9 protein-coding genes are annotated in these 11,732 nt (G+C 60.3%); 6 read left to right on the top strand and 3 right to left on the bottom strand.

All coding sequences use genetic code 11. From position 1 onward, the window contains the following. Nucleotides 1–150 precede the first annotated feature (150 nt). The 3 genes from PMI36_RS25320 to PMI36_RS25330 all read left to right on the top strand — a co-directional run bounded on the left by PMI36_RS25320 (nt 151) and on the right by PMI36_RS25330 (nt 7,135). Nucleotides 151–1,077, top strand: coding sequence for a sugar ABC transporter substrate-binding protein (locus PMI36_RS25320; RefSeq protein ID WP_008068229.1), 927 nt, complete (start codon nt 151–153; stop codon nt 1,075–1,077). Nucleotides 1,078–1,543: 466 nt separating this feature from the next. After that, a complete protein-coding gene (locus tag PMI36_RS25325) occupies nt 1,544–2,701 on the top strand; it encodes a response regulator (protein WP_008068227.1) in 1,158 nt (385 codons plus the stop codon). 42 nt (nt 2,702–2,743) lie between these two features. Further along, entirely contained in the window at nt 2,744–7,135 is a 4,392-nt protein-coding gene (locus PMI36_RS25330) for a response regulator (protein WP_008068225.1), read from the top strand. Nucleotides 7,136–7,244: 109 nt separating this feature from the next. On the opposite strand, the gene PMI36_RS31670 is transcribed toward PMI36_RS25330, so the two are convergent. Both PMI36_RS31670 and PMI36_RS25335 read right to left on the bottom strand, forming a co-directional pair. Beyond that, nucleotides 7,245–7,394, bottom strand: coding sequence for a hypothetical protein (locus PMI36_RS31670; protein ID WP_443216680.1), 150 nt, complete (start codon nt 7,392–7,394; stop codon nt 7,245–7,247). A gap of 43 nt (nt 7,395–7,437) precedes the next feature. Further along, on the bottom strand, nt 7,438–7,830 hold the full coding sequence (locus PMI36_RS25335) for a GFA family protein (RefSeq protein WP_008068216.1): 393 nt from the start codon (nt 7,828–7,830) through the stop codon (nt 7,438–7,440). Between the two features lie 133 nt (nt 7,831–7,963). Here PMI36_RS25335 and PMI36_RS31860 point away from each other — a divergent pair, with 133 nt between their 5' ends. The 3 genes from PMI36_RS31860 (at nt 7,964) to PMI36_RS25345 (ending at nt 9,620) form a co-directional block, all read left to right on the top strand. Continuing rightward, nucleotides 7,964–8,260: a hypothetical protein gene (locus tag PMI36_RS31860; protein WP_081499225.1), complete on the top strand. Its 297-nt coding sequence runs from the start codon at nt 7,964–7,966 to the stop codon at nt 8,258–8,260. A 108-nt stretch (nt 8,261–8,368) separates the two neighbouring features. Continuing rightward, nucleotides 8,369–8,848, top strand: a complete 480-nt coding sequence (locus PMI36_RS25340) for a VOC family protein (protein WP_008068215.1) — start codon at nt 8,369–8,371, stop codon at nt 8,846–8,848. Nucleotides 8,849–8,879: 31 nt separating this feature from the next. Continuing rightward, entirely contained in the window at nt 8,880–9,620 is a 741-nt protein-coding gene (locus PMI36_RS25345; RefSeq protein WP_008068214.1) for a Mut7-C RNAse domain-containing protein, read from the top strand. A gap of 315 nt (nt 9,621–9,935) precedes the next feature. Here the strand turns inward: PMI36_RS25345 and PMI36_RS25350 are convergent, their stop codons facing one another. After that, nucleotides 9,936–11,651, bottom strand: coding sequence for an amidase (locus PMI36_RS25350; protein ID WP_032830107.1), 1,716 nt, complete (start codon nt 11,649–11,651; stop codon nt 9,936–9,938). Nucleotides 11,652–11,732: the final 81 nt, after the last annotated feature.

Below are 11,732 nucleotides of genomic sequence, written 5' to 3'. Positions count from 1 at the left end.
CGCGGTGTGTCAGGCAGACCGCATCAGCCGGATTCACGACTGCTTCGCAGCCGATCGCAGCCTCGCAGGCTCGACAGCTGCTACAGATCGCATTACGCATTTTTTTGATCTTGATGAATTTCAACTCATAACAAAAAAGGAAAAACCATCATGCGTCGCTGCACACTTCTTTTTGCCACGCTGTTATTCCTCTTCAGCCAATGGGCCGCCGCCAGCTATCGCATCGGCGTCAGCATTGCCAGGGTTGACGACAATTTCATGACCTATGTGCGCAGCGGCCTGGAAGATGCCGCCAGGAAGGAGAACGTCCAGATCCAGTTCGAGGATGCCCAGGGCGATGTGGTTCGCCAGCTCAATCAGATTCAGGGCTTTCTCGGCCAGAAAGTGGATGCCGTCATCGTCCTGCCCGTGGACACCGCCGCCACCGCCAACATGACTCGCGCCGCCGTCGAAGCGAAAATACCGCTGGTCTACGTCAACCGCCATCCGGACGAACGCGTCCTGCCCAAAGGCGTGGTCACGGTGGCGTCCAACGACGTTGAGGCCGGGCAACTGCAAATGCGCTACCTGGCTGAAAAGATGGCGGGCAAAGGCAACATTGCGATCATCAAGGGCGACCTGGCGCAAAACTCCACGCACGACCGCACCGAAGGCGTCAATCAAGTGCTCAAGGACTATCCCGGGATCAAGATCGTCGAACAACAAAGTGCCGAGTGGCAGCGCAACAAAGGGATGGACCTGACCAGCAACTGGCTGCTGGCCGGCGCCAACTTCGATGCCATCGTGGCCAACAACGACGAGATGGCCATCGGCGCCGCCATGGCACTGCAGCAAGCCGGCAAAGCCAAGGGCGAGATTGCAATTGTCGGCATCGACGGCCTGCCTGACGGTCTGGCGGCCATCAAGCGTGGAATGCTCGTAGCCTCGGTCTTTCAAGACCCCAAAGCGCAAGCGACCAGCGCGCTGCAAGCGGCCATCAAGATGATCAAAGGGGAGCCGGTCGAGACGGATGTCTGGGTGCCCTTTCAGCTGATCACGCCGGATCAGGTGGCGGTGTTTGAGCAGCATTATAAATAGCGTCAAACGGCAGAATTTGAAGATGATTCAAATTGGCCGTCGCTTCGTCTTAGGCTTTCATGCGAAAAGTCGCCTTGCCTGATCGCTGCTCGGCGACTTTTGGTACTTTGGGTATTGGCCGCATCCGGAGTGGATTGTTCAGCGGCGGCCATCTCTGCTTCGCGGCGCCTTTGGGCCTCCTCTTCCAGCCCTTTCTGTACTGCGATCAGGTCCTCTTTGGCGTTGGGTGAGGTACTCAAGGGACGTGACTCGAAATAACAGGCGAGGCAGGTCAACGACTGATGCCTGATGTCCGCATTGGGTCCGATTTCGGTCAGTCGCAACAGGCAGAAATCAGCCAGAAACGGACACCCACAAGCCTCCGACTTTCTCCTAGCGATTGCAGATTTTCCTAGCTACGCTTGCCAGCAAGGGAATGGCGTATGTACGGCCTCTCCTTAATTGTCAGGCTAGGGAGCCAACATCTATGGATAGCATGCAGAGCGTTTATCCATCAGCCACCGTTCTGGTAGTCGACGACACCCCCGACAACCTGATGTTGATAGCCGAGTTACTCAAGGACAGCTATCGGGTCAAGGCAGCCAACAGCGGCGAGAAAGCGTTGCGTCTTCTCCAGAGCGACCCACTTCCAGACCTGATCCTGCTGGACATCATGATGCCGGGCCTGTCCGGCTACGAGGTTGCCGGGCAGCTCCAGCTTGCCCCCCGCACTCGCCATATTCCAATCATTTTCCTGACCTCCATGGCTGCCACAGAGGACGAGATTCGCGGCTTGAGCCTGGGCGCCGCGGACTACATCACCAAACCGATCATCCCCCCGGTGCTCATGGCCAGGGTCGCTACCCAGATCAAGATCAAGGCGGCTGCGGATTTCCTGCGTGACAAGAACGAATTCCTGGAGCAGGAGGTGCAGCGCCGCACCCGCGAAGTGATTGCCATCCAGGACGTCACCATCCACGCCATGGCATCGCTGGCCGAAACCCGCGACAACGAAACCGGCAACCACATTCGCCGTACCCAGCACTACATCAAACTGCTGGCCGAGCTACTGCGCGAGCATCCTCGCTTCCGCCACTTCCTCGACGAGGAAACCATCAAGCTGCTGTTCAAGTCGGCACCGCTGCACGATATCGGCAAGATCGGCATTCCCGATCGCATCCTGCTCAAGCCGGGACGTCTCACTCCGGAAGAGTTCGAGATCATGAAGACCCACACGACGTTGGGGCGCGATGCCATCCAACACGCCGAGGATCAGTTAGGGATAGGCGTCGACTTCCTTCATCTGGCCAAGGAAATCGCTTATGGCCACCAGGAAAAATGGGATGGCAGTGGCTATCCGCAAGGGGTGGCCACCGACGACATCCCCATCAGCGCCCGTTTGATGGCCGTGGCGGATGTCTACGATGCGCTGATCAGCCGCCGCGTGTACAAGCCCGGTATGCCCCATGAGCAGGCGGTGGAAATTATGCGCGAAGGCCGGGGTTCGCATTTCGACCCAGACATCTGCGATACCTTTCTGGCCAATGCCGAACGGTTCCGGGAAATTGCCGAGCGGTTCGCCGACAGCGATCAGGACATGGCCAAGCAGTTAGCCTCGCTGGAGAAGATCGCTGAGCAGCCCTGAGCCCTTGCATCCTTATGCACACCCAGCTGAATGAGGCGGTATATGAACAGACTGTTCGAGCTGCTCGAGCGCCTGTCCCTGCGCAATAAATTGATTATCGGTTTCGCTGCGTTGCTGGTATTGATCCTGGTGCTTGGCGTGCAAAGCCTGCGCACCCAGTATTCACTCAGGTACGAAATGCAGCAGTTGTACCAACAGGATCTGGTCGGTATCCAGCATGTGCAGGAGATTCGGGTGCGGCTTCCGCATCTGTTGCTGGCACTGCAACGCGCCGTCGCTACCAGCAACGCGGACATCCGCATCAGCGCCAGAGCGCAGATGGACGTCGCCCAGGAGCGTCTGCACGAGGCCCTGGAGCAGGTTCGCCCAACGCTGCGGCGACAGAGCAGCCTCAACAGCTTGCTGGAGTTTGAGGTGGTCTTGCAGCGCCTGCAGAAAAATGGCGATGAAGCACTGGAACTGGCTGGCAAGGGCTCCCTGGGTCAGGCGCTGATGTTACTCAACAGTAAGGAATTTCTCGCGCGGGAGCAGGAAAGCGAAGAGCTGCTTCTGCAGATAGAAAAAAACAAGGAAGCCGACATCTACGATACGGCGAAGAATCTGGCCGAATATGCGCAGCACAGCAGCACGATCACTTATGTGTTGCTGCTGGGCGGATTGACGCTGGCCTTGCTGTTGACCTGGCTGGTCAGTCACTCCATCCGCGTGCCGCTGAATCGCGTACGCGCGGCGGTTGACGAGCTGGCATCCGGTAAATTGGACGGTCAGATCCCTCACACCGACCTTCGCAACGAAACCGGCGACCTGGCGCGCGCCATCGCCACGTTGCAACTGGAGGCTTGTCAACTTGAGCGCCAACGCTGGGTCAAAGCCCACGCCTCGCTCCTGCAAGTGGATCTGCAACAGGCAGAGACGCCGCAACAGTTGGCCCAGGTTTTTTTCGGCCGCATCGCGCCACAGCTGGGCATGTGCCAAGGGGCGCTGTACGTGCTTTATGAAGGCGCGCCACGCCTGCAATTGTTGGGTGGTTATGCGGTGGACAGTGAGCGGCCGCTGCGCGCTGAACTCGAGCTCGGTGAAGGGCTACTTGGCCAGTGTGCGCTGGATCGCCAACCCCGCCAGATCAAGGATCTGCCTGAGCAGTTCTGGCGTGTGCGCACACAGTTGGGCGAAGCTCCCGCCAGCCATCTGCTGGTTCAGCCCGTACTGCGTGGCGAGCGTCTGCTGGGGGTTATGGAAATGGCCGGCTTTCGCCCGTTGGAAGAGAACGAGGCGTTGCTGCTGCAGGAAGTGCTACCAAGGCTGGCCGGTGCCATGGCCATTATGGAACGCAGCGAGGCGGCCCAGGCGTTGCTGCAGGAAACTCGCCGCCAGGCTGACGAGATGGGGGCCCAAACCTTGCAACTGGAACGCCAGGCCAGTGAACTGGAGGCCCAGCAGGCAGCACTGCGCGCCACCGAAGCCTGGTACCGCGGCATTATCGAGGCGGCACCGGACGGTATGCTGGTGCTGGGGGCCGACGGCCGCATCCTGATGACCAATCCGCAAATGGACACGCTGTTTGGCTATGAACAGGGCGAACTGATCGGTGCCAGCATCGAGCGCCTGGTGCCGCAGGCTGCCCGCGAGCGGCATGTCAAGTTACGCGACGGGTTCATTGCCAGCGGCGGCACCCGGCAGATGGGCGGCGACCTGGATGATCTGAGCGGTGTGCGCAAGGACGGCAGCCTGTTCTCCGTGGAAATTGGCCTGTCCCATCTGCCCCGCCTGGAGGGCCGTGGCGTCTGCGTTTGTGCCTCGGTGCGCGACGTGAGCGAGCGCAGGGCGATGGAGGCCAAGCTGCGTATTGCCAGCGATCGCCTGAACCTGGCGCAGGAGGCCGGCGACATCGGTTTGTTCGACGTTGATCTGATCAGCGGCAAAAACTATTGGACGCCACAGCTCGAAACGCTGTTCGGGCTTGAGCCTGGCGAATTCGGTGGCACTCTGGAGCACTGGAAGGCGCTGGTGCATCCGGATGACATGGCGCGTGCCAGTAGCACGTTCGAGCGCGCAATCCAAAGTGATGATGATCGCACCGAGTTCGACTTTCGCATCGTGCGGCAAAACGATGGGCGGGTGCGCACATTCAAATCGCTCACCCGCTTCTCACGTACACCTGACGGCAAGCCCTTGCGCGCAACCGGCATCAACATCGACGTGACTGCACTGGCAGAGGCAAGGGCGGCGGCCGAGGACGCGACCCAGGCCAAGAGCGAGTTCCTCGCCAACATGAGCCACGAGATCCGCACGCCCATGAACGCCATCATCGGCATGAGCCACTTGGCGCTGCGTACCGATCTGGATAGTCGCCAGCGCAACTACATTGAAAAGGTGCACCGCTCGGCGGAGAACCTGCTGGGGATCATCAACGACATCCTCGATTTTTCCAAGATCGAGGCCGGCAGGATGAGCCTCGAACAGACCCCCTTCCGCCTGGAGGACGTACTCGACAGCTTCGCCGCCATGATTGGCCTGAAAACCGAGGACAAGGGCCTGGAATTGTTGTTCCAGACCCCGCCCGATCTACCCACTGCACTACTCGGAGACCCCCTGCGCCTGGGGCAAGTGCTGATTAACTTGGGTAATAACGCTGCCAAGTTCACCGAACGCGGCGAAATTGTGGTTGGTATGGAAGAAGTTGGTGTGCAGGACGACCGCGTGCAACTGCATTTCTGGGTGCGCGACACGGGCATCGGCATGACCGTCGATCAGTGTTCGCGCATGTTTCAGTCGTTTAGTCAGGCCGACAGCTCGACCACGCGCAAATACGGCGGCACTGGGCTGGGTTTGTCCATCTCGAAGAAGTTGGTGGAGCTGATGGACGGCCACATTTGGGTTGAGAGCGAGCCGGGAGTCGGCTCCACGTTCCATTTCCAGGTGCGCCTCGGCGTGCAGCAAGGCGTTCAGCCTCGTCGTATGTTCAAGGCCGATGAACTGCTGGGTATGCGGGTGCTGGTCGTGGACGACAACGCCAGTGCCCGTGAAATCCTCTCGGGCATGGCGCGCAGCTTTGGCCTGGAAGTGGATGTCGCGCATAACGGTAGTCTGGCGCTGCGCATGTTGGCCGACGCCGAGCATAAGGCGCTGCCCTACGATCTGGTGCTGATGGACTGGCGGATGCCCGGCATGGATGGCGTGGAAACCGTGAGCAGAATGCATTCCGCCAGCCTGATGCATACGCCGTCGGTCATTATGGTCACCGCCTTCGGCCGCGAAGAGGCGCGCGAGGAAGCCGAGCGCCAGGGCATCCAGTTACCGGTGGTGCTGACCAAGCCAGTAACGCCGTCCTCTTTGCTCGAAGCCATCGGTGTGGTGCTGGGCAAAGGCCCGCAGGGCGATACTCGGGCCGGCGAACGCTCCCAACAGAATGCCAGCACTTTAGCCAGCCTGAATGGAGCCCGGCTGCTGCTGGTGGAAGATAACGAGCTGAATCAGGAACTGGCCTGCGAGCTGCTGGAGAGTGTCGGAATACGGCTGAAACTGGCCAGGCACGGCCAGGAGGCTCTGGACATCCTGGCCGAGGATGGCAACTTCGACGGCGTGTTGATGGATTGCCAGATGCCAGTGATGGACGGTTACACCGCCACCCAGCGGATTCGCCAGCAGCCGCGCTTTAACGCTTTGCCGGTGATCGCCATGACTGCCAACGCCATGGACGGTGACCGCGAGCAAGCCCTGAGCAGTGGCATGAACGACCATATATCCAAGCCACTCGATGTCGATGACATGTTCGCCACACTGGCAAAATGGATCAGGCCACACACCGCTGCCCAGGCAGCACCATCATCGCCAAATGCAGGCCTGCCGGATGGGTTGCCGGATCGTCTTGCGAACATTGATATGGTTGCAGGCCTAGCCACCTGCATGGGCCGGCGAGAACTCTATCTTCGTCTGCTCTGCAAGTTTCGCGACTCTCAGACAGGCTTTGCCGAGCATTTCCAGGCGGCACTGGCTGACCCGGATGCTGGCGCGGCCAGACGAGTGGCTCACAGCCTGCGTGGCACGGCCGGCAACATCGGTGCTAAAACCGTGGCGCAGGCTGCCGCTGTGCTGGAACAGGCCTGCCAGAACGGCGAGTCCACTACGGTGATGCAAGAGCTGGCGACGGAGGTCGAGAGTTGCCTGCTGCCGACCTTGGCGGCCCTGGCTGACCTGACTGCAAACGCCCCTGCATCGATGAGCGATGGCCTGCAGAATGGCCCCAAGTTGAGCGAGCAACTGAACAGGCTCAAAGGTCTTTTGGCCGAAAGTGACACGGCGGCCATGGAAGCGCTTACCGAACTGCGCAATCTGTCACTCGATCGCGCCTTGGCCAAACGCCTGGTTCTGGTCGCGGAGCAGGTGGAGCTGTTCGACTTTGATCGTGCCCTGGAACTGTTGCGGGACGGGTGAGTTTTGCCAGGAGAGGAGCTACTGACTTCTCCTGACAACTGGAGATAACGTTTTTTACACAGCCTCGGTCGATAGCAGCCCCTCACGAGAGGCAGCTATCGGCTTGCCTCTACGACTTGAAGCGCCCCACCAGCCCGTTCAGTTCATTCGAGAGAAGCGAAAGCCAGCCTGAGTCTTCTTGCGCAGAGTTGGCCAGGCTTTCGACCAGCCGCGCCTCGTCGTAAATCTGCTGGATATGCCGATTGATCTCTTCGGCCACACGGCGGTGTCCGTTCTCGGCGTCTTCGCACCGTACATCCGACCTACTCCTCAAAGCGCCCCGTGGCGTCACGATCGTGCTCGTATCGTCGCGTTAGCGGAAACGGCGGCAACCAGGATTCGCGACGCACGATCCAGCTTTCGTAGGTAGGTGTCAGTTGGTCAGGGGTATCCAGGGATCCCAGGCTCACTTCGATTTCGTCGCCGGTGCGGGCGAAAACGGAGGAGCCGCAGCGAGGACAGAAAAACCGCCCGGCATAGTCGCGTGTTTCGCCCTCGATCGTCACCGCGTCCTGAGGGAATATCGCGCAGGCGTGAAACAGAGCCCCATGATGTTTGCGGCAATCGAGACAGTGGCAAAGGCCGACCCGGTATGGGTGTCCCGACGCCTCGATTCGGACGTTGCCGCACAGGCAACCGCCGGTGAATCGGTCCATGCTGCGTCTCCTCTGATCAAGCGACGGTTGTGACTTTGCAAACTATGAAAATAGTAGCGAAGCCACGGCCATGGGTCGACTAATCTGAGTAGAGCACCAGCACAAACACGCCTCTAGCCTCAGGGGAAACGGGATGACCGGAAAAGCGCACCAGTGTTCGTCATGGGTCCTGCCCTCCCTGCTCGCGATCAACCTGGCGCTGATGGCGGGATGTGCAGGCAAAGCTTCCACGGCTCGCTATTCAGCCTCAAATACAGGCTCAAACTGCTACGCAAAAGCGATACCCACTGCCGGCGAGGGCGGCCTGGCTTGGGGCGATACCTTGAGCATGGCTCGCAAAAAATCCATGGATAATTGCATTCGTTATGCTGGCCGATCCGGGGGTACGCCCAATACCTGCCAGGTAGTGTTGTCGGAGTGCAAAAATTAATAGAGCGTCATCGAAACGGTCCATTCTGTTCGCGGTCAATCGTCTGAACAAACACCCGTCGGTCATGACCGAGGGCACTGAATAACACGCCAATTCTGGAGAACCAAGATGATCAGCAAGAACACGATCTGTCTCTGGTACGACGGCACCGCGCTGGACGCTGCGACGTTCTACGCCCAGACATTCCCGGACAGCGCCGTGGGAACTGTCCTTCGCGCGCCTGGCGACTATCCGGCGGGCAAACAGGGCGATGTCTTGACGGTGGAGTTCACGGTGATGGGTATCCCTTGTCTGGGGCTGAACGGCGGGCCGGAGATCAAGCACAACGAGGCTTTCTCGTTCCAGGTGGCGACCGACGACCAGGCCGAAACCGACCGCTTGTGGAAAGCGATCGTCGGAAACGGCGGCCAGGAAAATGTATGCGGCTGGTGCAAGGACAAGTGGGGACTGTCGTGGCAGATCACGCCACGCGTGCTGACCGCCGCGATAGCCAATCCTGATCGAGCGGCGGCCAAGCGTGCATTCGACGCCATGATGGGGATGGGCAAGATCGACATCGCTGCGATTGAAGCGGCGTTGAAAGGTTAACCAGCGCTGCAGCCCTGCCATACTGTTTAACATGACCCGTGCAACCTTCCGCTTCTACGAGGAGCTCAACGATTTCCTGCCGGCCGACCGGCGGCGGCAGTCCTTCACCTGCGAGTGCGCACGCGGGGCGACGGTCAAGCACATGATCGAAGCGCTCGGAATACCGCACACCGAGGTCGAGTTGGTGCTGCTCAATGGCGAGTCGGTGGGCTTGGAGCGGGTGATTTTCGACAATGACCGGCTGGCGGTGTATCCCAAGTTCGAAGCGCTGGACATTAGCCCGCTGCTCAAGGTTCGTGCGCAACCTTTACGGGTACTGCGCTTTATCGCTGATGCGCACCTTGGCGGGCTGGCCAACCTGCTGCGCATGAGCGGCTTCGACACCCTCTACGACAATGGCTTCGAGGACGGCGAGATCGCCGAGATCGCAGCGCAGCAAGGACGCATTGTGCTAACCCGCGACCGCGAACTGCTCAAACGGCGGATCATCAGCCACGGCTGTTACGTGCATGCCCTGAAACCGTCGCTGCAGCTGCGCGAATTGTACGAGCGCCTCGACCTGGCGCGTACTGCGCGGCCATTCAGCCTGTGCCTGCACTGCAATCTGCCGCTGCACGAGATCAGCCCGGAAGTGGCCCGGTTGCAGGTGCCGCCCCGCGTTGGCGCCCTCTATTCGCACTTCCTGCGCTGCGAAGCCTGCCAACGGGTTTACTGGGAGGGTTCGCACTGGCGCAGCATGTGTGCACTGCTGGCACCTCTGCTGGGCCGATAGCCGAGCGCATCGGGACGGCTGCCAGGGAAACTGGCTTTTGCAGGGTCTTGGAGGCTATGCAAACCCGAGGAACGACAGGATAACCACGACGATAACAACTACCCCGACGATGTAGATGATGTTGTTCATGAAATCCACCCTTCAACCTGGACAGGACTGCGTTAGAAAGACAAGACACTGCACCTTTGCCGGGAATACACATCGGCTGCGCTGCACACTATTTTTGCGAGCGACGGTTTGAGTGCAGCCAGACTGCTCTGGCTTACCGTTACCGGGCGGGATTGGCGCGTGTGCCGTGCGCCAATCCCGCCCTTCCTATTTCTGACCACCCGACAACGGTGGGGTTCGCGGCGGGATCAATCGCTTCGTCCCCGTCGACTCAAACGCCGAAGCCAAGCGCAGCAGCGTCGAATCGTCATAGGCCCGACCGGCGAAGGTCAGTCCGACGGGCATGCCGATGTCCGGCATGATTCCCATCGGCACCGTGACCGTGGGAACCCCCAAGTGGCGGATGGCGAGATTGCCGTTGGCGACCCAGACACCGTTACTCCATGCGATGTCCGCAGACTTCGGATCGACATCGGCATTCGCCGGCCCAACGTCGGCCACCGTCGGGAAGATCACTGCGTCGAGCCCCAACCGATCCATCCAGTCTTCAAGATCGATTCGGCGCGTCTGCTCAAGGCCGCGTAGCCCGTCCGGCACCGTGGCGATCTTGTCCCAGGGGGTGATGCCGCGCTCGGCCATCCGCACATACTCGTCCATGCCAGCGGCAAGGTCGCCCTCACGGTTGGGCAGCGTCCCCGGGTCGTGCGGGAAAATCAGCGGCCCGTTCACATCGACCAGGCGATTGAGTTTTGGATCGCCGTTGGCCTGCAGAAAATCGTCGAACGCCCAAGCCGTCAGATCCCACAACTCATGGTGAAGGAACTCTTTGGAAACCAGGCCGCGGTTGAACACCGTCGGTGCTCCAGGACGATCACCCTCGCAATTGGAGACCAGCGGGAAATCGACCTCGATCACTTCGGCCCCAAAGGCTTCGAGTGCCTTGCGAGCCTCTTCCCAGAGCCCGATAACCGAGGGACGGGTGTTGATTCGCTGGCCCGTCGGACCACCGATACCCGGCGCATCGCTCGTGCCGGCATCGGGATCCGCGTTGATGTACATACGAGGAACGCCGAAGCGTTTGCCAGCGAGGGCATCGGTATTCGCGGCAAGCGACCCATAGGAAGCGGGACGCACCGAGGCGACACTCGGGATGGGCACCCAAGGTTGCATCCGCCACAGATCGCCTCGTGTGTCGGGATCATCCGCCACCACCACGTCGAGCACTTCGAGCAGGTCGGCCATGGTTCTGGCAAACGGCACGACAACGTCCATGGTCGGCGTTAACGGCCAGTTCCCGCGCACCGAGATCACTCCGCGCGAAGGCGTATAGGCACACAAACCATTGTTCGACGCAGGGCCACGTCCGCTCGACCAGGTTTCTTCGGCGAGGCCAAATGCCGCGAAGCTGGCGGCGGTTGCAGTACCGGCGCCATTCGATGAGCCCGAGGCGAAGGGGGCGGTGAGATAGTCAGCGTTGTACGGGCTCTCGGCCCGGCCATACACCCCGCGCTGCATGCCGCCGTTGGCCATGGGCGGCATATTGGTCTTGCCCAGGCAAATTGCGCCAGCGGCACGAAGCCGTTCGATGGTGAACGCATCGCGATAAGCAATCAGGTTCGCGAAGGCGGGACTTCCGGAGGCTGCGGTGAGCCCCTTCACCAGATAACTGTCCTTGGCCGTATAGGGAATGCCATCGAGCGGCCCCAGCGATTCGCCCTTGGCCCGACGGGCATCGGACGCCTGCGCTTCCTTGAGCGCATCGGGGTTGCGAACCACCACTGCGTTGAGGGCGGTGGGCGTGTCGGGGCCGTCGTAGGCGTCGATTCTGGCGAGATAGGCCTGAACCAGTTCAACCGCCGTCGTCTGGCCCGATTCGAGCGCAGCACGCAGTTGGGCAATGGAAACCTCGGTGACCTCAATCATGCTGTTACCGCCGGCGGGTGATGGGTGACTGGATGTTGGGCTCAAGGACATCATTCATCTCAAAATGGTTTTTCGTATTGG

This window comes from Pseudomonas sp. GM79 (assembly GCF_000282495.1).
In the GTDB taxonomy this organism is placed as follows: Bacteria; Pseudomonadota; Gammaproteobacteria; order Pseudomonadales; family Pseudomonadaceae; genus Aquipseudomonas.
This window is presented reverse-complemented; position numbering and strand designations above follow the sequence as displayed.